This window comes from Bacillus sp. FS02, assembly GCF_024398395.1.
GTDB classification, from domain to species: Bacteria; Bacillota; Bacilli; order Bacillales; family Bacillaceae; genus Bacillus; species Bacillus altitudinis.
In genome coordinates this window covers 2,363,843-2,388,689 of sequence record NZ_CP074101.1, presented here as the reverse complement: position 1 = coordinate 2,388,689, position 24,847 = coordinate 2,363,843, and the positions used below count along the sequence as shown (strand labels likewise).

At 42.2% G+C, this 24,847-nt stretch carries 23 protein-coding genes; 16 read left to right on the top strand and 7 right to left on the bottom strand.

All coding sequences use genetic code 11. From position 1 onward, the window contains the following. The first annotated feature begins 1 nt into the window (after nucleotide 1). From kduD to KFQ09_RS12105, 5 genes are all read left to right on the top strand, one after another. Nucleotides 2-775 carry a 2-dehydro-3-deoxy-D-gluconate 5-dehydrogenase KduD gene (kduD, locus tag KFQ09_RS12125; protein WP_017359995.1) on the top strand — a complete coding sequence of 258 codons (774 nt, stop codon included), beginning with the start codon at nucleotides 2-4 and terminating at the stop codon, nucleotides 773-775. A 104-nt stretch (nucleotides 776-879) separates the two neighbouring features. After that, complete coding sequence (locus KFQ09_RS12120) at nucleotides 880-2,346, top strand: spore germination protein (RefSeq protein ID WP_076821229.1); 1,467 nt, start codon at nucleotides 880-882, stop codon at nucleotides 2,344-2,346. 3 nt (nucleotides 2,347-2,349) lie between these two features. Then, the gene (locus tag KFQ09_RS12115; RefSeq protein ID WP_024719278.1) at nucleotides 2,350-3,450 is read left to right on the top strand and encodes a GerAB/ArcD/ProY family transporter; all 1,101 of its coding nucleotides are present in this window, start codon (nucleotides 2,350-2,352) and stop codon (nucleotides 3,448-3,450) included. Then, on the top strand, nucleotides 3,447-4,439 hold the full coding sequence (locus KFQ09_RS12110; RefSeq protein ID WP_255835697.1) for a Ger(x)C family spore germination protein: 993 nt from the start codon (nucleotides 3,447-3,449) through the stop codon (nucleotides 4,437-4,439). Before KFQ09_RS12115 ends, KFQ09_RS12110 begins: the two co-directional genes overlap by 4 nt. Beyond that, nucleotides 4,403-4,591, top strand: a complete 189-nt coding sequence (locus KFQ09_RS12105; RefSeq protein ID WP_370648303.1) for a Ger(x)C family spore germination C-terminal domain-containing protein — start codon at nucleotides 4,403-4,405, stop codon at nucleotides 4,589-4,591. Before KFQ09_RS12110 ends, KFQ09_RS12105 begins: the two co-directional genes overlap by 37 nt. Nucleotides 4,592-4,790: 199 nt before the next feature. Here KFQ09_RS12105 and KFQ09_RS12100 read toward each other — a convergent pair whose 3' ends face one another. Both KFQ09_RS12100 and KFQ09_RS12095 read right to left on the bottom strand, forming a co-directional pair. Beyond that, nucleotides 4,791-6,188, bottom strand: coding sequence for a bifunctional glycosyltransferase family 2 protein/class I SAM-dependent methyltransferase (locus KFQ09_RS12100; RefSeq protein WP_255835696.1), 1,398 nt, complete (start codon nucleotides 6,186-6,188; stop codon nucleotides 4,791-4,793). Nucleotides 6,189-6,324: 136 nt separating this feature from the next. Beyond that, entirely contained in the window at nucleotides 6,325-7,689 is a 1,365-nt protein-coding gene (locus KFQ09_RS12095; RefSeq protein ID WP_089374136.1) for a sugar porter family MFS transporter, read from the bottom strand. A 271-nt stretch (nucleotides 7,690-7,960) separates the two neighbouring features. On the opposite strand from KFQ09_RS12095, the gene KFQ09_RS12090 reads away from it, so the two are divergent. Both KFQ09_RS12090 and KFQ09_RS12085 read left to right on the top strand, forming a co-directional pair. Then, the gene (locus KFQ09_RS12090) at nucleotides 7,961-8,926 is read left to right on the top strand and encodes an LCP family protein (protein WP_017360001.1); all 966 of its coding nucleotides are present in this window, start codon (nucleotides 7,961-7,963) and stop codon (nucleotides 8,924-8,926) included. A gap of 347 nt (nucleotides 8,927-9,273) precedes the next feature. Further along, nucleotides 9,274-10,155 carry a Cof-type HAD-IIB family hydrolase gene (locus tag KFQ09_RS12085; protein WP_196297691.1) on the top strand — a complete coding sequence of 294 codons (882 nt, stop codon included), beginning with the start codon at nucleotides 9,274-9,276 and terminating at the stop codon, nucleotides 10,153-10,155. A gap of 56 nt (nucleotides 10,156-10,211) precedes the next feature. Here KFQ09_RS12085 and KFQ09_RS12080 read toward each other — a convergent pair whose 3' ends face one another. The 5 genes from KFQ09_RS12080 to pgsB all read right to left on the bottom strand — a co-directional run bounded on the left by KFQ09_RS12080 (nucleotide 10,212) and on the right by pgsB (nucleotide 14,540). Continuing rightward, entirely contained in the window at nucleotides 10,212-11,435 is a 1,224-nt protein-coding gene (locus KFQ09_RS12080; RefSeq protein WP_017360003.1) for a C40 family peptidase, read from the bottom strand. Between the two features lie 106 nt (nucleotides 11,436-11,541). Beyond that, nucleotides 11,542-11,712: an extrachromosomal elements maintenance protein EdmS gene (locus KFQ09_RS12075; RefSeq protein WP_008343253.1), complete on the bottom strand. Its 171-nt coding sequence runs from the start codon at nucleotides 11,710-11,712 to the stop codon at nucleotides 11,542-11,544. Beyond that, nucleotides 11,709-12,875 carry a CapA family protein gene (locus tag KFQ09_RS12070; protein WP_017360004.1) on the bottom strand — a complete coding sequence of 389 codons (1,167 nt, stop codon included), beginning with the start codon at nucleotides 12,873-12,875 and terminating at the stop codon, nucleotides 11,709-11,711. Before KFQ09_RS12070 ends, KFQ09_RS12075 begins: the two co-directional genes overlap by 4 nt. 18 nt (nucleotides 12,876-12,893) lie before the next feature. Continuing rightward, nucleotides 12,894-13,343 carry a poly-gamma-glutamate biosynthesis protein PgsC gene (gene pgsC / locus KFQ09_RS12065; RefSeq protein WP_007497520.1) on the bottom strand — a complete coding sequence of 150 codons (450 nt, stop codon included), beginning with the start codon at nucleotides 13,341-13,343 and terminating at the stop codon, nucleotides 12,894-12,896. Nucleotides 13,344-13,358: 15 nt separating this feature from the next. Beyond that, nucleotides 13,359-14,540: a poly-gamma-glutamate synthase PgsB gene (gene pgsB, locus KFQ09_RS12060; RefSeq protein ID WP_007497522.1), complete on the bottom strand. Its 1,182-nt coding sequence runs from the start codon at nucleotides 14,538-14,540 to the stop codon at nucleotides 13,359-13,361. 747 nt (nucleotides 14,541-15,287) lie between these two features. On the opposite strand from pgsB, the gene KFQ09_RS12055 reads away from it, so the two are divergent. The 9 genes from KFQ09_RS12055 (at nucleotide 15,288) to rbsB (ending at nucleotide 24,739) form a co-directional block, all read left to right on the top strand. Next, nucleotides 15,288-16,769: a spore germination protein gene (locus KFQ09_RS12055; RefSeq protein ID WP_129547923.1), complete on the top strand. Its 1,482-nt coding sequence runs from the start codon at nucleotides 15,288-15,290 to the stop codon at nucleotides 16,767-16,769. Next, complete coding sequence (locus KFQ09_RS12050) at nucleotides 16,759-17,856, top strand: GerAB/ArcD/ProY family transporter (RefSeq protein ID WP_079920195.1); 1,098 nt, start codon at nucleotides 16,759-16,761, stop codon at nucleotides 17,854-17,856. Before KFQ09_RS12055 ends, KFQ09_RS12050 begins: the two co-directional genes overlap by 11 nt. After that, on the top strand, nucleotides 17,846-18,988 hold the full coding sequence (locus KFQ09_RS12045; protein WP_255835695.1) for a Ger(x)C family spore germination protein: 1,143 nt from the start codon (nucleotides 17,846-17,848) through the stop codon (nucleotides 18,986-18,988). The genes KFQ09_RS12050 and KFQ09_RS12045 overlap by 11 nt, the downstream gene beginning before the upstream one ends. 117 nt (nucleotides 18,989-19,105) lie before the next feature. Further along, nucleotides 19,106-20,092, top strand: coding sequence for a LacI family DNA-binding transcriptional regulator (locus KFQ09_RS12040; protein WP_008343265.1), 987 nt, complete (start codon nucleotides 19,106-19,108; stop codon nucleotides 20,090-20,092). Further along, entirely contained in the window at nucleotides 20,089-20,967 is an 879-nt protein-coding gene (gene rbsK / locus KFQ09_RS12035) for a ribokinase (RefSeq protein ID WP_100324698.1), read from the top strand. Before KFQ09_RS12040 ends, rbsK begins: the two co-directional genes overlap by 4 nt. Beyond that, nucleotides 20,964-21,356 carry a D-ribose pyranase gene (gene rbsD / locus KFQ09_RS12030; protein ID WP_017360008.1) on the top strand — a complete coding sequence of 131 codons (393 nt, stop codon included), beginning with the start codon at nucleotides 20,964-20,966 and terminating at the stop codon, nucleotides 21,354-21,356. The genes rbsK and rbsD overlap by 4 nt, the downstream gene beginning before the upstream one ends. Before the next feature lie 15 nt (nucleotides 21,357-21,371). Further along, the gene (locus KFQ09_RS12025; RefSeq protein WP_255835694.1) at nucleotides 21,372-22,853 is read left to right on the top strand and encodes a sugar ABC transporter ATP-binding protein; all 1,482 of its coding nucleotides are present in this window, start codon (nucleotides 21,372-21,374) and stop codon (nucleotides 22,851-22,853) included. A 1-nt stretch (nucleotide 22,854) separates the two neighbouring features. Continuing rightward, nucleotides 22,855-23,808, top strand: coding sequence for a ribose ABC transporter permease RbsC (gene rbsC / locus KFQ09_RS12020; protein WP_255835693.1), 954 nt, complete (start codon nucleotides 22,855-22,857; stop codon nucleotides 23,806-23,808). Nucleotides 23,809-23,821: 13 nt separating this feature from the next. Further along, entirely contained in the window at nucleotides 23,822-24,739 is a 918-nt protein-coding gene (gene rbsB / locus KFQ09_RS12015; RefSeq protein ID WP_046526705.1) for a ribose ABC transporter substrate-binding protein RbsB, read from the top strand. Nucleotides 24,740-24,847 lie beyond the last annotated feature (108 nt).

The following is a 24,847-nucleotide window of genomic DNA, read 5'->3' as shown; positions in this document are numbered from 1 at the left end:
GATGACGACGACATCCTATGTAGCGTCCCTCTTTTCCCTCGAAGGCAAAACAGCTCTTGTCACAGGTCCTGGAACTGGAATTGGGCAAGGGATTGCCGTAGCGCTTGCTCGTTCAGGTGCAGATATCATCGGCACCTACCACCATACGCCGCTTGATGAAACAAAAGAACTTGTCGAACAGACCGGCAGATCATTTCATGCGATTCAAGTAGACTTTTCAGATCCTAAGTCCGCAAAGCGGGATGTTGATGCCCTTTTAAAGCAGCACACAATTGATATTTTGATCAATAATGCTGGGACCATTAAAAGAGAAGAGGCCGCTCAATATTCAGAGGAAAACTGGCATACTGTGATGGATGTGAATATCAACAGTCTCTTTTTCCTCACGCAAAAGGTCGGACAGCAGATGCTGAAAAAAGGGCAAGGGAAAATTGTCAATATCGCTTCCCTTCTATCATTTCAAGGTGGTGTCTTTGTTCCCGCTTATACAGCAAGTAAGCATGCTGTCGCAGGTTTGACGAAAGCATTTGCAAATGAATGGGCAAGTCAGCATATTCAGGTGAACGCGATCGCGCCTGGTTATATTGCAACCAATAACACGCAAGCCATTCGTGACGACGCGAACCGGAATGAAGAGATTCTGAAACGAATCCCCGCTGGACGCTGGGGAAGGCCTGAAGATCTAGCAGGTGCCGCCGTCTTTCTCAGCTCCCCTGCATCTGATTATATGAACGGGCATATTTTAGCCGTAGATGGCGGCTGGCTGGCGAGATAAACATGTGAAGAGAATTCCTATTTTAGGGGATTCTCTTTTTTCTATTTGCATAATTCTTCTCCTTCCGAGTCACTCTATAAAAAAAGACATGAGGGTGAGGTATTATGAAAAGTCGTATTGAACAAGATATAGAGTCCGTCATTCAGCGTGTCAAAAGCTTTGCCGGCAAAAGTGATGATATCGTGTTCCACTCTTTTTCATTTGGTCCTTCCGCTGTCTCTGCATGTCTCGTGTACGTTGAAGGACTCACAGAATTTGAGATGCTTTCCAAACAAATCATTTCACCTATGCAAAAGGAACTGACCATCACCGAGGTCGACCACACCACACTTTCTTCCCTTTCTAAAACGTTCTTTGGCATTCAAAATGATGTGCTGGAAGATATGAACCTTGCCATCGAGCAGTTATACAGCGGCAGGGCTATTTTATTTGTGGATAGAGCCACTCAAGCGCTTGCGCTCCATACGAATCTTTTTCAATTTAGAGAAGTAGAGGAGCCGCAATCAGAAGTCCTTGTAAGAGGACCCCGGATTGGATTCATTGAAAATCTTGAAAAAAACACGGCATTGCTTCGTGAAAGAGCAAACGATCCGAACCTTGTCATTCAAAAGGTGAACATAGGTACTCGTAACAAGAAATCTGCCGCTCTCGTGTATGTTCGTGATATCGCAGACCCCAAATTAGTAGATGATGTACTCTCTCGCATGAAGCAAATCAAAATGGATGATATTCCTGAGTCCGGCTATATTGAACAGTTGATTGAAGACAGTCATGTCTCTATTTTTCCGCAGATTCAAAATACAGAACGTCCTGATCGGGTGATTGCCTCTGTGCTAGAAGGAAAGGTGTCTATTTTGCTCGATGGGACGCCCTTTGCCCTCATTATGCCGATGACTCTCACTGCCTTGATGCAATCACCGGAGGATTATTATCAAAGATGGACAAGTGCGACTCTTTTGCGTTTGCTCCGTTATATTGCCGTACTTTTGACGATCTTTTTACCGGGACTCTATATCGCCCTTGTTTCCTATCACCCTGGTTTATTACCAACACGAATGGCACTGACCATCGCAGGCAGCCGGCAAAATGTGCCCTTTCCTCCTGTAGTGGAAGCCATTTTGATGTCGTTTACGATTGAACTGCTGCGGGAAGCTGGACTTCGTCTTCCTAGGGCGATTGGGCAGACGATTGGACTGATTGGCGGCGTCATTATTGGACAGGCGGCTGTCCAAGCCAATATCGTCAGTGCCTTAATGGTCATTATTGTGTCTCTGACGGCACTAGCCGATTTCACTGCTCCATCATATGATTTCAGCTTCCCCTTACGCATTCTGCGGTTTATGGCGATCTTCAGTTCAGCCATGTTTGGATTATACGGCCTCATCATGTGTTATTTATTTGTACTTTGTCACTTGATGCAGCTAAAGACCTTTGGTTTTGACTATTTCACACCTGTTTTGTCTTCACCGTTTTCAGATTTAAAAGATACGTACGTTCGTTTACCAATAGGGCTATTTAAATCGAGACCGAAAACAGCCAAGACAAAAAATCTCAAAAGACAAGGAGAGTAAACGATGTACAGAGCTGAGAAGCTATCATTGTTACAAGTCACCATTCTGTGCAGCTCTACAATGATAGGCGCTGGAATTTTAACCATTCCTCGCAGTTCTGCCAATTCAGGATTCCCTGATGGCTGGATCATTGTATTAATACAGGGAGTCATCTTTGCTTTCGTTGCTTTTTTGCTAGGTTGGATTGCGGAGAAGAATGCACCGGATACCATTTTTGAATCGAATACAAAAGGAGCCGGTGCATTCTTTGGCACGATCTTTAACCTAATGCTGATCGGTTATTTACTAGCCATTGTGGGCTTTGAGGCGCGTGTACTGGGGGAAGTGGTTCAGTTTTTCCTGCTGCAATCGACCCCTATGACGGTGATTGTGATGATTTTTTTACTTGTGGCCACCTATCATTTAAAAAGCGGAATTTTTCCGGTAGTGAAAATGGTGACATATATTTATCCGATGACCATGATCATTTACATTGGGCTCATGCTGTTTAGTTTGAAAATATTTGATTTTGATTACCTACGCCCAGTGATGGCGCACGGGTTTAAAGATTTTAGTAATTTGTTCTCTCAAACATTTATTCAATTTACAGGCTTTGAAGTCATTTTGTTTGTCGTACCGCTTATCTATAAAGACAAATGGTCAAAAGCGAAATGGGCCGCAGCGATCGGTGTAGGGATCACCACACTTATTTACTCCCTCACGCTCTTTATTGTGATTGGTTCCATGACGGTTGGAGAAACGAAATCACTCACCTGGCCCACTGTCTCCCTCATTCAAGCGCTAGAACTAGAAGGGGTCTTCATTGAACGCTTTGATATTTTCTTACTGACGATCTGGACGTGCCAGCAGTTTATTTGTATGCTTGGCTTTTTCCAATTTGCTATTAAAGGCTGTCAAACGGTTTTTAAGACAACCAATTTAACGAGACTGCTATGGTTGCTGTTTTTGCTGACCTCAGCTCTCTCTCTTTTTCCGAGAAATATCAATGAAGTCTTTTACTACTCGACTTTACTCGGCTATGCATTATTCGCTGTGTTAGCGATTCCTTTTTTAACAGCTGTTCTGCTCATGATACGTAAAAAATGGGGAGGTCGATCTGCATGAAAGGACGGCGTTTATGGCTCACCTTTCTGTCTTGCTGTCTTTTGATTTTATCGACAGGCTGCTGGGACTTAAAGGATATTGAGAAATTATCGTTTGTACGCGGTGTTGGCATTGACGAGGAAGATGATAACGGAGTCAAACTCACCTATCAAAACCTTGTCCCTAAAATGGGCGGAACACAAGAAGCAGATTCCCCTGGCTATGTGAATGTCGTCTCAAAGGGGAAAAATGTACTGGAAGCAGTCAGCAATGTCGCTTTGAAGGACCCGCCGATTTACAGTGATCACCTCAAAATCTTTTTGTTTGGCAAAAATCAAGCCGAGCATCATGATATTCAAGGAACACTCAACCACTTTATACGAGATGATGAGGTTCGAAGAAGCAGCTACCTCTTAGTGTCACGGCATGAGGCTTCAAAAGTCATCAATCAAAAATTAAAATCACAACAAAAGGTGCCAGTTGAGCATATTTTTGAAACATCAAAAAACCGGAGCTTTAACGGGAAGATTTTACTGCCAACACGTATTGGCCGAGCGTCGGATTACTTTCAGATGGGTACAAGCTTTCTTGTCCAAAGTGTGGATGTCGTAAATGGAGAACTCACCTATGATGGTGCAGGCATTATCCATGGAAAAACACGAAAGCTGATAGGATTCATTCCAGCAAAAGATGTCCAATCTTTAAACTGGGTCATGAATCGCATCTCAGGCGGAGTCGTACCCGCCACCTACAAAGGCTTTCCGATTACGTATGAAATCAAGAAAGCAAAGTCCAAGATTGAACCCTATCTGAAGAACGGAAAGATTTCCTTTAAAATTAGTGTACAAACAAACGGGAAACTATCAGAAGATCAATATCCCCTGAAAACTCATACGATGAGCAATACATCAAACGATTTGAGCGCATTTTTGAACGCAAAATCAAAGAACGCATTCAAAAAGCTGTCCACCACATGCAAAAAGAAGTTGGTGTTGACCCGATCCTTTTAAATCGGCAGGTGCGCATCAAGTATCCAGACTTTTGGGATCAGCACCGCAATGAATGGGATACACTATTTCAAGAAGTAGACATTGCATATGACGTCAAAGTGAGCATTTTGAACTTTGGTGCAGAAGGCGCAACAAAAAGCTTTAAATGGTAGCACAAAAGGCGGTCATCCGCCTTAGATGGTTGACAAAGGGCTAAAATGAACTTTGTTTTAGCCCTTTGTCTTCTTTTCAGCGTGATAGAAAACCTTTGCAGTCTAGGAAGGACGAGTACCGGAGCGAATGAAGGATTCGCGAGCACCGGCGCGCAGGACTGACAAAGAATGCGAGGGTTTGCCTACACGCTGAGGCGGATTACCCGGAGGGGGAACCGCCTTTTTTACGTGCAACGATCAAAAGCTGATAGAGCGTCACTTGATCAGATAATTCTTTTGTTTGAAAGCCAAGTGACTCTCCTACTCTCGCCACTTCGTCAAAAAACAATTGAACGTTTTGATCAATTGGCACATTGATCGGCTGTTCAATCACGCGATGAAACAAATGGTCTGGAAAGAGCGCCCGCATTGTGTTTGGTGTGAAAAATCTCATATGTGTTCGATCTAAAATCCCCACATCTTGATACGTAAAATCACCTGCCATTAAAGGCAGCAGTACTTCCGCATGCATCATATTAGGTAAGCAGCAAATGATCACGCCACCTGGTTTTAAAGACGCATGCGCTTGAGCTATCAACTGCCATGGGTCTGACACATGCTCTAACACATCAGAAAAGATCACAGCATCAAAAAAAGCTTCTTTCTCTGACCAAGGATACGCCTCCGCTTTTGTCTCAATCACTTCTTTGTAATACGCCTTTGCCATCTCTGCTTTTAATGCATCCGCCTCTACTCCGTACATGTCAACGGACTGCCGGTTGATCAGTTCAAGTCCTGTCGCCCCAGCACCACAGCCAACATCCAGCACACATCCGGCATCCTCAGGGAGCAGTGTTGCAAAATATGGATGGGGCGTTATCAGATTTAAATCAATGCCCCATTTATCTAAAAAACGAAGCCTGTTCTCCGCAAACAATGTAGAGATGTTCGTTTCTTCATTGGCATTGAAGGTAGCATGACCGTGATGATGCACAAAAGAATCATGGACGATTTGCAGCTGGTATCCCTTCAGCAACGAACGCAGACAAAGGTCATCATCCTCAAATGATCCATATACAAATCGCTCATCAAATAACCCTACATCCTCGATCAGCTCTCTTTTGACCAGCAGACAAAAACCAACAAGTCTATGCACATATGTTCTTTGACCTTTTCTCGAAGCCGTATATGCCTTCGCAAAGGCAGGAAGCTCCTTCACATCTGTGTAAGATGGCTGAACGAGCTGAGGACCACTCACATAATTGGAGACAGGGCCTACCATGCCAATACGATCTGATGCAAAAAGGGCTTCTCTTAAAGGCAACAGCCAGTTTTCGGTCACAATCGTGTCGTTATTTAAAAAAAGAAGACTATCTCCTGTTGCCTTTTTCGCCCCTTGGTTACAGCCCTTGGCAAAGCCTTGATTCTTCTCGTTGTCAATCAACACGACATCTTCCAGTTGTCTCACATATTCCTTTGTTCCGTCTGATGAAGCATTATCCACGATAATGAGTTCATATTCATCAGGCTGAGTATGCTTCTTGATACTGTCGATACATTTTTTCGTTAGGTGCAGTTCATTGTACGTCAGCATCACAATGCTCGTTTTTCCTTTCATCTCATTTCCACCTTTCGCCCGCCTGTTCCATATGTATGTCATAGGCAGCACGTTCAGAAGATGAGTGATTGTCCTTTCTTGATTAAACGTTTGTTTAACAAAGGAAGACCAGCTGCCTCATGCAGCTGGTCTTTTTTCATACCGTTTCCCCTTCGTCATTGACGACGGCACGGTTTCTCTTTTTTAAATCTTCTTCAATCTCTTCAAGACTTTTCCCTTTCGTTTCTGTGACTAAATATTTCACAAATAAGAAGGCACCTATGCCGATGGCTGCATAAATAAGGAAAAGGTTACTGATGCCAATTGCACTTAACAAGGTCGGGAATGTGAGCGAGATGATCAAATTCCCTGTATGCAGTAGGAAGGTCGATACCCCCGTACCAATTCCCCGGACATGTACAGGGAACAGCTCTGGCAGCATCACCCATACGACCGGGCCCCAGCTGACAGCAAAAATGACGATGAAAAGTCCTAAACATATAATCGTTGTCCACCCTGCAGCTGTTGATCCCTCGAAAAAACGATTGACCACTGCTAGAACAATCAAACTAAGGACCATCCCTACATTTCCAAATAGGAGTAACGCTTTCCGCCCGACACGATCAATGATTTTAATCGCAACAAACGTCATGACAACATTGACTGCACCAATTCCTACAGTTCCTAAAATGGCTGCTGAATCGCCAAAGCCGACACTTGTGAATGTTTTTGGTGCATAATAAATGATCGTATTTGTCCCAATAAACTGCTGTAAAAAGGCTAGACCGACACCAGCAATTAAAGCGGGGCGCACCCATGGTTCGAGTAATTCCTTAAGACCGCCTTTTTCTTCACTTTCTGCTTTTTGAATATCCGCAATTTCGTCTTCAACTTCTTGCTTGCTTTGTCTAAGTTTTGACAATATTTCTTTCGCCCGGTCCGCCTGTCCTTGGACAAACAGCCAGCGAGGACTTTCTGGCATAAACAAAATACCACATAACAAGAGCACAGAAGGAACAACGGCAATTCCAAGCATCAGACGCCATGCCTCTGCATCTGCTAAAACGTAGTTCACAATATAGGCAAGAAGAATACCAAATGTGATCATGAGTTGGTTTAATGAGGAAAGTGCCCCTCTTGATTCCTTTGGCGCAAGTTCAGATAAATACAATGGAACAATCGTCGTCGAGCATCCGACAGCAAGTCCTAGCACGATTCGAAATAAGACCATGACCTCCGTATTCGGTGCAAGGGCTGTTCCAAATCCGCCGATAATAAATAAAATGGCTGCGGCGATTATCGCTTTTTTCCGTCCGAATTGATCTGTCAGTTTTCCAGAAAGAGAAGACCCGAGCATCGCCCCGATTAAAATCGAGCTGACCACAAGTCCCTCTGTAAATGCATTTAAACCTAAATCCTCTTTCATAAATAAGATAGCGCCAGAAATGACACCTGTATCGTAACCATATAAGGCGCCGCCAAGTGCGCCGAAGAAATAAAGCCACCCATTCCGATTTTTCATGATCATAACCCCTCTTTTATCTATGTAATGACTGGATGTTTCTCTATGAAAAATCATTTTCCTCACTTCCTGTCATTTCAAACATTTCGATGTTTTATGACAAATATATTTCATTTGCGTATCATTGAAACTTTTTTAGATAAGGAAACGTCAATTAAGCGTTAGTGAAAAAAATGTCGCACTATATCCCGTTTTAAGGTATATTTGTTTTAGTTTGTAAGCATGAAGAAGGACATCTTTACTATAAAATCATAGCGAGGGTTTAAAATATATGGATCAAACAAGAAGTAAACGCAAAGGCAAAAAGCGTTTAAAACCATGGGTGAAAGTCACTCTTTTTATTTTTGGTATTCTTTTACTGACAACCGCTTCTGTCACCGGCTATGCCTACTATAAAGTGACATCGGCTGCAAAAAAAGCACAAGTCTCTCTAGACCGCGGTGCACAATCTGTAAAACGGATTGAAGCATTTGATCCTGGGAAAGACAGCTTTTCTGTCTTGCTGCTTGGCATTGACAGCAGACCAGGCGAAACCGTCAAACAAGCACGAAGCGATGCAATGGTATTAGCGACAGTAAATCGTACGAATAAAACCGTGAAATTATTAAGTATTCCAAGGGACTCATATGTTAATATTCCAGGTCATGGTTATGACAAAATTACACATGCACACGCATTTGGTGATGCAGACCTCACGGTGAGTACAGTTGAGAATTTACTAGATATCCCTGTCGACTTTGTAATTGAAAGTAATTTCAAAGCGTTTAAGGAAATTGTGAACGAATTAAACGGTGTTTCCGTTAACATTAAAGATGAATATGTTGTGAAACAGATTCTTAAAGATACAAAGGGCAAAGTTCAGCTGCAAACGGGTACTCACACACTAGATGGTAATCAAGCTCTCGCTTATGTGAGAACAAGAAAAGCAGACAGTGATCTCATGCGCGGACAGCGTCAAATGGAAGTTTTAAAAGCCATTTTCGATAAATCAAAATCAGTAACGTCCATTCCGTCTTATGACAATATCATAGATACTCTAGGTGATAACGTCTCAACTAACCTGTCAATGAAAGAACTAGTCGGTCTTTTCCCACTACTCACTTCATTGAAATCTGTTGATACGATTCAACTAAAAGGATCTGATTACCAGCCAAATGGCGTTTATTATTACCAATTGGATCAAAACCAACTGAACGAAGTCAAAACGGAATTGAAGAAACAGCTTGAATTATCATAAAAACAGAAAGCGTCCTTTTGGGCGCTTTTTATGTGTTGAAAAAGGTGTTTGCCCTTTTTCTTCTTTTCACCCTGATAGAAAACCTTTGCAGTCTAGGAAGGACGAGCACCGGAGCAGAGCGAATTGACATTCGTGAGCACCGAAGCGCAGGACTGACAAAGAATGCGAGGGTTTGTCTACACGCTGAAAGCGTCCTTTTGGGCGCTTTTTCTTATATCCTTGATCAATTGACCATTTTTGTTTAGCCTTAAAGAGAGGAATCCACGATCCGACTCTTTCATGAGAATGAAGGAAATCGTACATACTTTGAAGAGGCTATTGCATGAATGAAGGAGGATATAACAGCAATGAAAAAAATGATTGCGATTGATTTAGACGGTACACTCTTAAATACGAAAAGTGAAATATCCGCTCAAAACCGGCAAGCATTGATTCGTGCGAAGGAAGCTGGATATATTGTGACCATTTGTACAGGGCGCGCGACTTTTGATGTAAAAGAGCTTCTTGGGGATTTGGACATTCCCATTATTGCGGCAAACGGCGGGACTGTCCATACAGAGGGATACGAGCTCTTCAGCCGAATCACATTGGACCAAGAAGCGGGCAAGCGCGCTGCTAAGGCATTAGTGGAACGAAACATTTACTTTGAAGTCTATACAGACGATGCTCTCCTCTCCCCTTACGATGGAAAAGAGAAGCTGAAAGCAGAATTTGATCTGATCGAAAGCGCAAACCCAAATGAGGATCTCGCTGATCTATGGGAGGGAGCCATGACGCAATTTAAACAATTTGGCATCAAACCAGTGGATGATATCCGTCAGATTTTTGAGTCGAATGAACCGACCTATAAATTACTCTGCTTCTCGTTTGATATGAACAAACTGACTAAAGCACGAAATCTTCTGGCAGACATGCCCGAGCTTTCATTGACCTCGTCTGGAAAACATATTATTGAGGTGCTGCCAAAAGAGTCTGGAAAAGGACATGCCCTGAAAAAACTCGCAGCCCATTATGGTGTAGACCGCTCACATATTTATGCAATTGGTGACAGCCCAAACGACCTTTCTATGTTCGAAGAAGCAGGCCACCGCATTGCAATGGGGAATGCGGTTGATGTCATTAAAGAAAAGAGCACTTACATCACAAAAGGGAATCATGAAGATGGTGTCGCTTATTTTATTGATCTGCTTTTGCAGAATCAATTTCAAGAAAAAAAGACGCTTGTCTGATCAGCGCCTAGTGAGAAGTCGAGAAGTCCGATCCGAGCATTGATCGGGCTTTTTCTTTATTTTTTGATTCTAACGGCCGTCTCATATTTATCCTTCCAATACGTACTTGTTTTCATATTGGTAATGACAACGCCATTTGAAACCGTCACATGAATGACTTGATTGGAACCAGCATAAATGGCTGGCATCAACGAAGTCCCTTTAAAAAAGACAAGATCTCCTGGCTTTAGTTCCGATCGTTTCACAGGTGTGCCTGCTTTAACTTGTCCCGGCGCATAGCGAGGCATCTCCATTCCAAGCACTTCTTGATAGATATACTGCGTGAATCCTGCTGTATCAAAGCCTTGCTTTGGGCTCGCACCACCTTTTACATAAGGTACTTCTCCAATATACGTAGCGGCTTTTGATACGACTGGGTCTTCTTTCGCTAGTTTCAACTCAGTTAATCGTTTCGCACCTGTCCATTTCTCACGCCAATACGATTCAGACAAATAAGAAATTGTCACACTTTCCGAACGGCTCGCATGAATAAAGCGGTCTCCTCCGATGTACATGCCTACATGTGAAATTCCTTTTTTATACGTGTTGCTAAAAAAAACAAAGTCTCCAGGGCGAATATCGTCTCGTGCTACTTTCTCTCCAACCATCCATTGCTGCTCAGCACTTCTTGGTAAATAAATCCCAAGTGATTTTTCAAATAAATATTGTAAAAAACCTGAACAATCGAATCCTACTTTTGGATCTGATGCCCCGAATACATAAGGGATCCCCAAATATTTCATCGCATCTTTCACAAGTTGATCATCCGACATCTCTTGGGAGACAGGCAGCCGTTTGACCGCATAGAACCGATCGGTCCAATATTTACTTTTGCTGACATCTGTTTTCACCACCCCTTGACTGAGTGTGATGTGGATCACCTGATCATTTCCAGCGTACAAAGCAACATGTGTTGGGATGTCTTTTGTTTCTTCAAGACTGCGAAAATAGACAAGGTCTCCGGGCTTCGCTTTTTCCCATGATACGCTTTCACCGATTTGGTATTGATCAATCACCTTTCGCGGCAAATCAAATGCACCTGTTGTTTTGTATACATATTGTATAAAGCCAGACGCATCAAAGCCCGTTTTCGGATTGATTCCTCCTTTATGATAAGGCGTGCCTATCAGCGTTTCCGCTTGTTTTAAAGGAGATGTTGTTTGAGCAGACACCTCTGTTTGGGACATAAACATGAGTCCTACAATGGCACATCCTCCAAGCAGTATTCCTTTCCATTTCATCCTCTCTTCCTCCTTTCTTTTATAGTTTCGACATGACCCCTTTCATTTTACACCTTTTTCCGTCAAAAAAGAGCACGCCTCGCGTGCTCTTTTCATCATCATTTCTTTATTTACTTGCTTCTGCTTTTGACTGCTTTTGCTGTTCGATTTTCTGCATTTCAACCGAGATCTTTTGTTTCTCATGATCGGTGAGGCTGTCACTAAATTTAAAAGCAGACATAAAGACAAAGACTAAAATTAACGCAACAAACGGCCAGCTTGCTTTAAGGAATTTCATTTTTTATCCTTCCCCTCGTTTTCTTTTAATGTTTGAACTTTATCAGAATGATCGACTTCAAAGAAAATATGTCCGTCTTTTTCTTTCCAATCCGCATTCGTGCCATTTGTCAGCATACGGATAATCGATTTTGATTCAAGAGATCCTGCTTTGACTGGAGCAGGTGTCGCTTCTTTGATGTACATTGGAACCACTTCAAATGTCGCTTTTCCATCTTCATTCAGATGATACTGAACAATGGCAGAATCACGTGTTCTTGACCAGCCTTGGTCAAAAATAAAGTTCCCCAAGCTATAGAAGATCGCTGTTCCGTTATAGACTTCCATCGGCTCAAGAACGTGCGGGTGTGCACCGATAATGATATCAGCACCAGCCTTTGACATCGCTCTTGCCAGCTCTCTTTGTCTGTCGTTTACTTCATTGTTATATTCCTGTCCCCAGTGCGCATGAACGACAACGATATCTGCCTTTTCAGCAGCTTGTGAAATCATCGGAATAAAGATAGATGGATCAGCTGGTAGAATACCTGCCTTGCGATTTGTTGCTTTAAAATCTTTTCCATATACATCTGTAAAACCAAGGGTAGCGATTTTAACGCCATTCACTTCTTTGTATGAAATGTTCTGCTTCGCATCATTGACGTTGCGCCCTGCCCCTGTATAATCCATGTCAGCTTTTTCAAAGGCATCAATCGTGTTATTTAAGCCTTTTTCACCGTAGTCTGCTGCATGGTTATTCGCAAAGTTTAGTACAGAGAAATTCAAATCCTTTAACGCTTGTACAGAATCTTCATCTGTTTTCAAATGAATATTCTTTTGTGCTGCCTGTTCCTTATCTGAAGCCACTGGATGCTCAAAATTCCCAGTTACATAATCTGATACATCAAAATACGGCTTCGCATAGCGGAACAGGTGCTGCTTTCCATAACGGTCTGTTACTTTCTCTACATTTCTTCCAAACATAATATCTCCGACAAACGAAGCGGTCAGGATGTTTTCTGGATTCTTTTCTACAGTTGGTACTTGTGCTTTCCCGATAAATGTAAATAGAAATGTACAAGCAATGACAATCGGTAAAGCAATCAGTACGTGTTTATTCGTCTTTTTCTTTTGGTTCTTTGTGATTTTCAGCAGCTTTTCCTGAAAGCTCAATTTTTTATTCATCATTGGACACACCTTATCTTAAAATAGATAGTAAACATACATGATGGCAAATGTTGCACCACTTAGAAGTAATGTGCTTCCAAGGGTAATCGTAAGACCTTGCTTTTGAATCGTATTCGCAATCAATCCAGGCACGATGATTCCGATTCCGCGGAATTCTGCTATTTCAAACGGAACCACTGGATAGAAGAAATCAAATATGAGCTTTAAGGCAATCCCTGTAATCAGCATCGCCGCAAACTTTCTGCGTCCGTACAAAATCATAAATTTCGATAGACCAAAACGAACGATCACATATGTCAGCAAGCTGACAGATAAAACAACTAAAATGAAGACTGGCTGGTTAAAGACGAGTGCCAGATAACCTGGAACAACCAACCCAGCTGGTACGATTCCTGTTTTTTCTGCAAAAATTAAACTGAGTAGAACACCTAAAATTAACGAGATATAAAGATCTGATCCGAACATTTTCTATATTTCCTCCTAGCTGACAAGCTGCTTAATTTTGTATTCTTGAATTTTTTCGATTAAAGGTTCAGCGGCGCCGTGAATATTGCCGACTCCATAAACCACTCGATTATGAAGCTTTTTCTCAAGCATGTTCATAATTTGTTCTGTAGATTGATATTCAAGGTTGTGTAAGTGGTCAGCCGGAATTTTTCCATCCTCAAATGCCTTCACAATTGGATCTGTCGTTTCACCAATTAAGACAAGATCACTTGCTTCAATATAAGGAAGTACATCCTCCGCAAACTGGATCGTTCTATCTACACGATCCGCACGACAGTTCATGATAATAATCGGTTCATCTGTTGGATACCCAATTTCCTTTACACGCTTCCAAATGTTCAATGTAGATGCTGCGTCATTAGCCGCAAATCCATTTACAAAATGTCCAGGTGTTTTTGCGTCCATTAATGGAAGAATTCTCATCGCTCCTGGATCAGGCGGCGCATTTAACATGCCTCTAAATGCCGTATCTTCATCAATTCCCAATGCTTGTGCGACACCAAGTGCAAGTGAAGCATTATCCGGGAACACCATATACTCAAATTTCCGTAAATACTCATCGGTAATCTTGGAATTATCTGCAACAATCACTTCAGTATTGCGTTTTTTCGCAATCTCTTTAAAGAAATCTGTATATTCACTATCCGTAATAACCAAGTGCCCATTGTAAGGAATTGTCGCTGTAAAGGCTTCAGCTATTTCATCAAGAGTTGGCCCCATCACATCCATATGATCTTCAAGAACGTTTACGATCACGCCAATATTCGCTTGAAGCAGCTCTTCCTGAAAGATAATTTGGTAATCTGGATTCACCGCCATACATTCACTGACGATGGCATTTGCTCCTCTTTCAACTGTTTCTCTCATAACTTCTTTCTGCTCTCCGATATTTGGTCCTTGCGGTTTCCTTTTAATCGGTTTCTCTTCTGGCGTATCCCAATAAATCATTCTTGCATCCGTTCCTGTTGTTTTGCCGACAGTTTTATAACCTGCCTCCATTAAGATACCGGTTGTCAATCTTGTAACGGTAGACTTTCCGCGTATACCATTAATATTGACGCGTACCGGCAGGGCATCGATATTTTTCTGATGACGCTTCTTTTCAATAAAGCCAATCCCTAACATGATGACACAGGCTATAACGATTAACCACATCGCTTATCTACATCTCCTTTTTTTATGAGTGTGATATGTAAATTCAATCAACAGTATATAGGTTCAGCATAAAATCACAATCGGTATTATGTAACATAATCTTTCACTTCCTCGTATGCCAAATTCCTCTAAACAGAAGGCGTATTTGCCTATCTCACGCTCAAATGAAAAGGCCAAAAGACGGACAAAATGACGACTGAATTTCTGCTTCAAACAAGAGAAAGCGTTACCATCAAACAGTGAAAAATCTTTTGTCCTTTTCTCCCTAAATTTTTCGACAATTATTAAGATGTATTTTGAATCAATGTTTTAAAGCCCTTTCATCTCTACGAAATCAGTCATATCAGCGCTTTAAATGAATAGTGCGTGTTTTAGAATATTTTATATTTTTAAATGAACAGGTTAGAAAGTCATCCTCATCGGTCAGAACGCTATGTGTTGACCTATGACAAAGGTCACCTGTCAAAAAATCAAGTCATCTGCTTATTTTCAGGTCACAAAAAATTGGGATAAGATGTCAAAGATTAATCATTTTGTTATAGCCTCTCTTTACGATATTCACTCCTTATGACCTAAACAATGAAACATTATTCATTTCTTTTTATCAAGATTCATCATTTCTTAACATTTTTAATGTGATTTTAGTTGAAAGTTGTCGGTGCATGTCATGCTTTCCCCAAAGATGACGCATAAAATCATCTTCTCGGCTTACACTATGGTTAAAAAATCTGTGAGAGGAGGCTAAAGATGCCAAATACGAATGAGCAAACACGCTTACACTTTTTATCAGGCGGTTTTGAGGAAAAGATTCGGATTCTGAAAAAAGCATTTCAACAAAGCGCTGATTTTGAATACCGGGAATTGATGGTGAATGAAACGAAATCAGTGCTGTTTTTTATTAAAACAAGAGTGGATGAAAGTAAATTAAACAACTTCATTATTGGCAACTTGCTTGGCCCTCCTGGAAAACAGGACTATGCAAAATCTCTTAGTTCACTCGAAACAGGTGACTTGACGCTGATTGTCGACAGCATTATTGCCGGAAGTATTGCCTTCCTTGATGAAAAATCCGCACAGATCAAAATATTTGCTGTTGGGCAGCCGCCGCTGCGTTCCATTTCTGAACCTTCTTCTGAAAGTATTATTGCAGGCGCACATGATGGGTTTGTTGAGAGTTTAGATACCAATTTATATTTGCTGCGTTCACACTTAAATGATCGAAAACTTGCAATCCAGTATCATAAGGTCGGTACAAAATCTGAAACAAAGGTTGCAACGGTTTATATTTCTGATATTGCCAATCAAGAAAAGATAGATGAGGTTAACAAACGAATTTCTTCTATTAAAGTAGACACGCTGCTTAGCCCCGGTTCTATTGTAGAGGCGATTGAAGATGATTCGTATTCCATCTTCCCGCAGCTTATTGACACAGAACGACCTGACAAAGTGAGATCTGCCATTCTTGAAGGAAGAATTGTCGTCTTAATGGATGGCAGCCCAATGGCTATCATTTTGCCTATTACGTTCTTTAGCTTCTTTCAATCACCAGATGACTATAATAGCCGCTGGATTCCGGCTACATTTATTCGTATTCTTCGTTATATTGCCTGTATCATCGCTGTGATTTTGCCTTCTTTTTATATTGCAGTCATCGGCTTTCATTATGAGGTAGTCCCGGATGAATTAGCGATTACGATGAAAAATTCCATTATCGGCATTCCTTTTCCGCCGTTAATTGAAGCAATGCTGATGGAGATTACGATTGAGCTCATACGAGAAGCAGGGGTGCGACTGCCAAAGCCAATTGGTCAGACGATTGGGATCGTAGGCGGTTTGGTCATTGGAGATGCGGTAGTAAAAGCTGGGCTCATTTCCAATGTTCTTATCGTTGTGGTCGCCGTGACCGCTGTTGCTTCCTTTGTTCTTCCTTCGTTTGAAATGACGTCTACCATCAGGATGCTGCGTTTTCCGCTCATGTTCATGGCATCGATGTTTGGGTTTATTGGCATTTCATTCGGTCTGTCGATCGTCCTGATGAATTTATGCCGCCTTGAATCACTAGGTGTCCCGTATTTATCTCCAGTAACTCCATTTAACTGGCAGGATTTAAAAGACACTGTGATTCGATTACCAATGTGGATGTATAAAAATCGCCCTGTTTACTTAAACCCAAAAAAGAAAGAGCAAATTGAAAATTTGAGAGGATGGAAAAATCAAGATGAAAAATAAAATATCTCCATCTCAAGCTGTCTTTTTTATCATTCAATCTCAAATTGGTGTCGGTATTTTAGCCCTGCCTCATTTGCTCATGAAAGATATGGGGCATGATGGCTGGATGGCTATCATTTTGGCCTGTTTTTTTATCCAAATCATCAATACCATTTTTATATATATCATTCACAAATACCCTGAGACATCATTTTTCGAGGCGTTAATTGAGGTTTTTGGAAAATGGGTTGGGCGAATCTTAGTGGCTCTTTATACAATTTATTTCGCCTCAGTCTGTATTGTCGTTCTATCTATTTTCACGAGAATTCTGGGTATATGGGTTTTACCACTTACACCCAATTGGGTCATCAACCTACTACTCATGATATCCATCCTTTACATCGCCAAGGAACAAATTACAGCGATTGTCAGATTCAACTTTATTCTGACTCCTTTTTTACTCTTGTTGTCTCTCATCATGCTGTATTCATTAAAAGGAACCAATATCGACTACCTTATGCCCTTTTTCCAAACGGACTTCTCTCAATTTCAGCTTGGATTGAAGGATGTTGTATTATCTATGAATGGATTTGAGATGATTCTGATCATCTCTCCACTGATGAAAGGCACCATTAAAGCGCGATACAAGGTCATGACCATTGCCAATATATGCACGACTCTTTACTACCTATTTATCACAGTGATTTGTTTTATGTTTTTCAGCCCGATTGAGCTTAAAATCATTCCAAATCCTGTTCTTTATCTGTTAAAAACCATTTCGTTCGGTGTGATTGAGCGGACGGATTTAATTTTTCTTAGTTTCTGGGTATTTGTCATTTTAGCCACACTCAGTAATTATCTTTACTTTTGTGCAAATGGCGTAGCAAGTATTCTCAAGAAAAAAGACCACAAAAAATACGTCTTTTATTTTGCCATTTTGATCTATGCGGCTAGCTGTTACCTTGCAACCGATAATTTTAGAATTCAACGTTTTAATGACTTTACCACCATTGCGCAATATTCATTTATTTACACACTCCCGATCTTTATGGCCATTATCATCTTTATCAAACATCGCAAAGGGAAGGTGAAATCACATGCGTCATAAGTACATACTGACGTTGCTTATGTGTCTTTCTCTCATATTCATGCCTGGCTGCTGGGATCAAAACTTATTAAAGAATATCTCTCTTGTTTTAACCTCTGCTGTTGATCAAGGAGAGGATGACAATGCGAAGTACTCGATTACTTATCGAAAGGTGCAGCAGTCTCAAAGTATGGAGCAAGGAAATACAGGCAGCTTTTTAACCACTCTTCTCACAACGGAAGCACCTACTTTAAGGAAAGCAAGAACCAACTTCAGCCGGATTGTGGATCAAAAAATAGACATGTCGAAAATGCGGGTGATGCTGATCGGTGATGAATTTGCCCAAAATCGTCTTCTGCCCTACTTAGATATGTTTTATCGTGATCCGAAAAGCCCCCTCCTCGCAAATCTCGCCGTTGTTCAAGGAGGGACCTGTGAAGAAGTGATTAACTCGCTGCTGAAGGAAAAGCTCATCGTGAGTGACTATTTAAATAACTTGATCACAACCGCATCCCGCTCCTCCCAAGTAGCACCTAAAAACATTCAAAGTATTCGATCTAAAATGCTCCAAACTGGAGAAGACTTCACACTGCCGTTGATTCATTTCGATCAATCGAAGAAATTAATCAGTGTAAAAGGGGTTGCTCTATTTGATAATGAGAAGAAGAAAGGCGAGTTGTACGGTCAAGATGCAATTCTGCTCACCGTCATGGACGGAAAAATGGGCAAATATGCCAACTTCACAAAAAAAGTGAGAAGCGACATGAAGTCAAAAGAAAACAATTACATCACCATCCAAGTCACTGATGTGAAGAGAGACATCGAGATTCTGAATCCTGATCATCGAAACTTAACATACTCACTCAAATTTGAATTTAATACTTCTGTCCTTGAGTACCCAAAAGATAATCTAGATACAGACAAAAAAATTGAAATGCTGAACAAAAGACTTTCAACCATCTTAACAAAAGAAGCAGAAAAAATTGTTGCTACATTACAAGAAGCAAATTCTGACGTCTTAAGCCTCGGCAGAAAATACAGAGTCAGACATTATGATGAGTATATGAAAATGAATTGGGTCACCGATTATCCAAAAGTGAAGATCATCCCAAAAATCAAAGTGAACATTACCCAAACGGGCATTATTAGTTAAGAAAAGGAAGACGCCCTCTTTCTTTTCTTTTTTTATTTTTTTAAGATTGTCTTTTTAATGCTTTCGTGATAATCTATCTATGTAAACGGTTACACATCAAAGAAGGGAGGCACTCCATTGGCTACAATTAAAGATGTTGCAAAAGCTGCTCAAGTGTCTGTTGCGACTGTTTCACGCGTGCTTAACGATACTGGATACGTCCATATTGATACGAAAACCCGTGTGACACAAGCGATGCAGGAGCTAAACTACTTCCCCAATGAAGTGGCACGATCCCTTTTTAAAAGAGAATCAAGATTAGTTGGTCTCATCTTACCTGATATCACAAACCCCTTCTTCCCTCAGCTGGCTAGAGGCGTTGAGGATGAGATTCATGCAAACGGTTTTCGCTTATTATTCGGAAACAGTGATGAAGATCGGGAGAAGGAAATGGCCTATTTACAAACCTTTAAGCAAAACCAGGTGGTCGGTGTCATCGCTGTCACAAACGAACCTGAATCGGATTTGTACAATGATGATGAACTGCCTGTTGTCTTCTTAGATCGTACCGTTCCAAATGCGCCTTCTGTGTTTGCAGATGCTACGGCAGGCGGGAAAATGGCTGCAATGGAATTAATCAAACGAGGCAGTCAGCAGATCACATTGCTAAAAGGGCCCGCTCATCTTCAAACGGCGCGGCAAAGATTCAAAGGCGCACTTGATGTTCTGACTGAAGAAGGTGCTAACTTTCATGTGATGTCTAACGCTTCTTTTTCTTTTCAGGAAGCCCGAAAAAGCGCCAAGGCTCTTTTCAAGCTGTACCCTGAAACAGATGGCATCATTGCCAGCAATGACATCGTCGCAGCAGCCGTCGTACACGAAGCACTTCGAATTGGAAAAGCCATTCCAGAAGACGTCCAAATCATTGGATTTGATGATATTCCGCAAAGCGAACTGCTCTTCCCATCTCTATCAACGATCCGGCAGCCTGCCTATGATATGGGGAAAGAAGCCGCAAAGCTGATCATTAAAGCCATTCAAAAACAGCCTATAGATCAAGCAGTTATTCAAATGCCCGTCTCTTTTATTGAACGAGAGACCACAAGAAAGGTGGATTCACAATGAGTCAAATAGTTGTCGTAGGAAGTTGTTCCATGGATCTAGTTGTCACATCGAATAAGCGTCCCAATGCAGGAGAAACCGTCCTAGGTGAATCATTTAAAACGGTTCCTGGGGGAAAAGGAGCAAATCAAGCAGTAGCAAGCGCAAGGCTCGGTGCAGATGTATATATGATCGGCCGAGTTGGTGATGACGCATATGGTCAGGACATTATGAGCAATTTGCAAGCACAAGGTGTTCGCACCACCTATATGAAACCGGTTACCGAAATGGAAAGCGGAACAGCTCATATCATTTTAGCTGAAGGAGATAACAGCATTGTTGTCGTCAAAGGAGCAAACAATGAGGTAACACCTCATTATGTAAAAGATGCGCTTTCTTCTATTGAAAATATCGGAATCGTCCTCATCCAGCAGGAAATTCCTGAAGAAACAGTCGAAGCCGTCTGCACCATTTGCAGCGAAAAAGGGATCCCAGTCATCTTAAATCCCGCACCAGCTCGCAAAGTCTCTCAGCAAATATTAGATCAAGCTGCCTATATCACGCCAAACGAACACGAAGCAGCTCTTATGTTTGATGGACTCACCATAGCAGAGGCTTTGCGACAATATCCAAACAAATTACTCATTACAGAAGGAAAAAATGGGGTTCGTTACTTTGATGGATCAAAAGAAGTGTTGGTACCGGGCTATCCTGTGAAAGCCGTCGACACAACAGGGGCTGGCGATACCTTTAACGGCGCTCTGGCTGTAGCACTAACAGAAGGAAAGTCCCTATACGACGCACTTGCCTTTGCCAACTTAGCCGCATCTATCTCAGTCACAAAATTTGGTGCCCAAGGCGGCATGCCAGCAAGAGAAGAATTGGAGAATAAGAAATGAAGAAAAATGGTATTTTAAATAGTCATATCGCCAAGGTACTTGCTGACCTTGGTCATACAGATACGATTGTCATTGCAGACTGCGGCCTGCCCATTCCAGAAGGCCCGGTCAAAATCGACCTTGCATTATCCATCGGCACACCATCCTTTCAGGAGGTTACTTCCCTTCTTCTTGAGGAAATGGCCGTTGAACACATCACGATCGCCAGTGAAATCAAAGAAGCCAATGAGAGAGATCATTTATTTCTAAAGAAAGCGTTCTCACATCCGTTAGATGAAGTCGATCACGAGACGTTCAAAGACATGACCAAACAGGCAAAAGCAGTGATTCGAACGGGTGAAGCCACCCCATACGCAAACTGCATTCTTCATGCCGGTGTCATCTTTTAAAAGGAGGAGCCACTTATGAACATTGAAATGCATAACATCCATAAGGCCTTTGGAAAAAACACCGTTCTCGCCGGGGTCTCCTTTGACCTCGTCACAGGCGAAGTCCATGCACTTATGGGTGAAAACGGGGCAGGAAAATCAACGTTAATGAATCTGCTGACAGGACTCTATTCCCTGGATCAAGGAACGATTCAAATCGACGGAAAAGAAACCGCTTTCAAAAATCCGAAAGAAGCCGAGCAGAACGGGATTGCCTTCATTCATCAGGAGCTGAATATATGGCCTGATATGACGGTACTCGAGAATTTATTTATCGGGAAAGAAATCTATACAACACTTGGTCTCCTAGACACCAAGAAAATGAAAACCCTCGCCCAAGCGCAGCTCGACCGATTGTCTGTCAACCTCTCGCTCGATCAAGAGGCAGGAAGCTGTTCTGTCGGACAAAAGCAGATGATTGAGATTGCGAAAGCGTTAATGACCGATGCGAAGGTCATCATTATGGATGAACCAACAGCTGCTCTCACAGACCGTGAGATTGAAAAGCTATTTCAGGTCATTGATTCACTCAAAAAAGAAGGCGTATCTATCGTCTACATTTCTCATCGCATGGAAGAAATCTTTGCCATCTGTGACCGGATTACGATCATGCGTGACGGAAAAACGGTCGATACGAAAGCGATACCAGACACGAATTTCCATGAAGTCGTCAAAAAAATGGTCGGCCGCGAATTAACCGATCGTTACCCTGAGCGCACACCTTCTACTGGTGATATCGTCCTAGAGGTGAAGCAAGCAACGAGGAAAGGCCGCTTTCAAGATGTCAGTTTTTCCGTCAAAGCTGGGGAAATTGTCGGTGTTGCAGGCTTAATGGGCGCTGGCCGGACGGAAATGATGCGGTCGCTCTTTGGACTCGATCCCCTGGATCAAGGAGAAATTTGGGTTCATGGGAAAAAGGCTGTCATTAAAAAACCAAGTGATGCGGTCAAGCTTGGCATCGGTTTTATCACAGAGGATCGCAAAGATGAAGGACTGATGCTGGATGCATCCATTCGGGAAAACATCGGGTTACCTAACTTAGACAGCTTCTCTCCAAAGGGGCTGATTGATAAGAAAAACGAACAGGATTTTGTTGACCTGCTCATCAAACGACTCACGATTAAAACCGCTTCATCTGAAATTTCTGCACGCAGCCTGTCCGGTGGAAATCAGCAAAAAGTCGTCATCGCCAAATGGATCGGCATTCAGCCGAAGGTGCTGATTTTAGATGAACCGACAAGAGGTGTCGACGTCGGGGCGAAACGAGAAATTTATCAGCTCATGAACGAGCTGACAGATCGAGGTGTTGCCATTTTGATGGTCTCCTCTGAGCTCCCAGAAGTTCTTGGGATGAGCGATCGAGTGCTTGTCATCCATGAAGGAACCATCAGCGGAGAATTAAGTAAAACAGAAGCTACACAAGAACGAATTATGACACTAGCTACAGGAGGGAAGTAACATGAAACCACTTACTTCAAATGGACGATTTGACAACATCATGCAAAAGCTTGGGCCATTCTTAGGACTCATCATCCTTGTCGCCATTGTTTCTATCTTAAATCCGGCCTTTTTAGAACCATTAAACATTTTAAACTTACTCAGACAAATCTCCATTAACGCCCTCATTGCCTTTGGCATGACATTTGTTATTTTAACCGGAGGAATTGATTTGTCTGTCGGTGCCATTCTAGCGCTGTCTAGTGCTCTGACTGCCGGCTTTGTTGTATCTGGTTTGGACCCAATTCTTGCCATCATCGTTGGATGTATCATCGGTGCCATCCTTGGAATGATCAACGGTCTTTTAATCACAAAAGGAAAAATGGCTCCTTTTATCGCAACACTTGCGACGATGACGATTTTCAGAGGATTGACGCTTGTTTATACAGACGGAAACCCTATTACAGGGCTTGGCTCTAACTATGCATTTCAGCTATTTGGCCGTGGATATTTCTTAGGCATTCCTGTTCCAGCGATCACCATGCTTCTCACCTTTATCGTACTTTGGGTCTTGCTTCATAAAACACCTTTTGGCAGAAGAACGTATGCCATTGGCGGAAATGAAAAAGCAGCCCTCATCTCAGGTATTAAAGTACCACGCGTCAAAATCATGATTTACTCATTAGCCGGCTTTATGTCTGCTTTAGCAGGTGCGATCTTAACATCTCGTCTCAACTCAGCCCAGCCAACAGCTGGTACGTCGTATGAACTTGATGCAATTGCTGCCGTTGTACTTGGCGGGACAAGCCTATCCGGTGGAAGAGGGCGAATTGTCGGTACTCTCATCGGGGTACTCATTATCGGTGTCTTGAACAATGGTATGAACTTACTTGGTGTTTCATCATTCTATCAGTCTGTTGTGAAAGGGATTGTCATCTTGATTGCAGTCCTACTCGACAGAAAGAAATCTGCTTAAGGAGGCAGCTGCTATGAAAAAATATGTAATCCTGATCGTGACTCTCTCATTATTCATGCTTTCTGCCTGCTCGCTCGAACCGCCAGAGTGGGCCAAATCAACAAAGGATGGCAAGAAAAAAGACATAAAAATCGGACTATCGATCTCGACTTTAAATAACCCATTCTTCGTTTCTCTTAAAAACGGTGTGACAAAAGAAGCGAAAAAGCTTGGCATTGAAGTTGTCATTGCCGATGCACAAAATGATTCAGCCAAACAAACGAGTGATGTAGAAGATTTAATTCAACAAGGGGTTGATGCATTACTCATTAACCCAGCCGATTCCTCTGCCATATCAACGGCTGTCGAATCTGCGAATGCTTCAGACATACCGGTCATCACATTAGACCGCTCGGCAGAAAGCGGAAAGGTTGAAGCGCTCGTTGCTTCCGATAACATCAAAGGCGGCGAAATGGCCGCTAACTTTATTATCGACAAAGTCGGTAAAGGAGCAAAAGTGGCTGAACTAGAAGGTGTACCAGGTGCTTCTGCGACACGTGAACGAGGAAAAGGTTTCCACCAAATCGCAGACAAACAGTTAGATGTCACAGCAAAACAAGCCGCTGACTTCGACCGGACAAAAGGGCTCAACGTGATGGAAAACCTTCTTCAAGGAAACCCTGACATCAAAGCCGTTTTTGCCCACAATGATGAAATGGCACTTGGCGCACTAGAGGCCATCCAAAGCTCTGGAAAAGACATTCTTGTCGTCGGTTTCGACGGTAACGAAGATGCACTCAACTCGATCAAAGCAGGAAAACTATCTGCAACAGTCGCGCAGCAGCCAGAGCTGATCGGTCAACTGGCAGTCGGCGCTGCTGACGATGTATTAAAAGGAAAAAAGGTAGAAAAAAATATCGCCGCACCATTGAAACTAGAACAAAAGAAATAAACACTAAACCCCCGATAGCCTCGGGGGTTTAGATTGTAGACAAAGTGCTGAAATGAACTTTATTTTAGCACTTTGTCTTCTTTTCAGCGTGATAGAAAACCTTTGCAG

Excerpts from the sequence above, each read along its gene's own strand:
- kduD (WP_017359995.1), top strand. The coding sequence starts at position 2 with ATGACGACGACATCCTATGTAGCGTCCCTCTTTTCCCTCGAAGGCAAA.
- KFQ09_RS12120 (WP_076821229.1), top strand. The coding sequence starts at position 880 with ATGAAAAGTCGTATTGAACAAGATATAGAGTCCGTCATTCAGCGTGTC.
- KFQ09_RS12115 (WP_024719278.1), top strand. The coding sequence starts at position 2,350 with ATGTACAGAGCTGAGAAGCTATCATTGTTACAAGTCACCATTCTGTGC.
- KFQ09_RS12110 (WP_255835697.1), top strand. The coding sequence starts at position 3,447 with ATGAAAGGACGGCGTTTATGGCTCACCTTTCTGTCTTGCTGTCTTTTG.
- KFQ09_RS12105 (WP_370648303.1), top strand. The coding sequence starts at position 4,403 with ATGCAAAAAGAAGTTGGTGTTGACCCGATCCTTTTAAATCGGCAGGTG.
- KFQ09_RS12100 (WP_255835696.1), bottom strand. The coding sequence starts at position 6,188 with ATGAAAGGAAAAACGAGCATTGTGATGCTGACGTACAATGAACTGCAC.
- KFQ09_RS12095 (WP_089374136.1), bottom strand. The coding sequence starts at position 7,689 with ATGAAAAATCGGAATGGGTGGCTTTATTTCTTCGGCGCACTTGGCGGC.
- KFQ09_RS12090 (WP_017360001.1), top strand. The coding sequence starts at position 7,961 with ATGGATCAAACAAGAAGTAAACGCAAAGGCAAAAAGCGTTTAAAACCA.
- KFQ09_RS12085 (WP_196297691.1), top strand. The coding sequence starts at position 9,274 with ATGAAAAAAATGATTGCGATTGATTTAGACGGTACACTCTTAAATACG.
- KFQ09_RS12080 (WP_017360003.1), bottom strand. The coding sequence starts at position 11,435 with ATGAAATGGAAAGGAATACTGCTTGGAGGATGTGCCATTGTAGGACTC.
- KFQ09_RS12075 (WP_008343253.1), bottom strand. The coding sequence starts at position 11,712 with ATGAAATTCCTTAAAGCAAGCTGGCCGTTTGTTGCGTTAATTTTAGTC.
- KFQ09_RS12070 (WP_017360004.1), bottom strand. The coding sequence starts at position 12,875 with ATGAATAAAAAATTGAGCTTTCAGGAAAAGCTGCTGAAAATCACAAAG.
- pgsC (WP_007497520.1), bottom strand. The coding sequence starts at position 13,343 with ATGTTCGGATCAGATCTTTATATCTCGTTAATTTTAGGTGTTCTACTC.
- pgsB (WP_007497522.1), bottom strand. The coding sequence starts at position 14,540 with ATGTGGTTAATCGTTATAGCCTGTGTCATCATGTTAGGGATTGGCTTT.
- KFQ09_RS12055 (WP_129547923.1), top strand. The coding sequence starts at position 15,288 with ATGCCAAATACGAATGAGCAAACACGCTTACACTTTTTATCAGGCGGT.
- KFQ09_RS12050 (WP_079920195.1), top strand. The coding sequence starts at position 16,759 with ATGAAAAATAAAATATCTCCATCTCAAGCTGTCTTTTTTATCATTCAA.
- KFQ09_RS12045 (WP_255835695.1), top strand. The coding sequence starts at position 17,846 with ATGCGTCATAAGTACATACTGACGTTGCTTATGTGTCTTTCTCTCATA.
- rbsK (WP_100324698.1), top strand. The coding sequence starts at position 20,089 with ATGAGTCAAATAGTTGTCGTAGGAAGTTGTTCCATGGATCTAGTTGTC.
- rbsD (WP_017360008.1), top strand. The coding sequence starts at position 20,964 with ATGAAGAAAAATGGTATTTTAAATAGTCATATCGCCAAGGTACTTGCT.
- KFQ09_RS12025 (WP_255835694.1), top strand. The coding sequence starts at position 21,372 with ATGAACATTGAAATGCATAACATCCATAAGGCCTTTGGAAAAAACACC.
- rbsC (WP_255835693.1), top strand. The coding sequence starts at position 22,855 with ATGAAACCACTTACTTCAAATGGACGATTTGACAACATCATGCAAAAG.
- rbsB (WP_046526705.1), top strand. The coding sequence starts at position 23,822 with ATGAAAAAATATGTAATCCTGATCGTGACTCTCTCATTATTCATGCTT.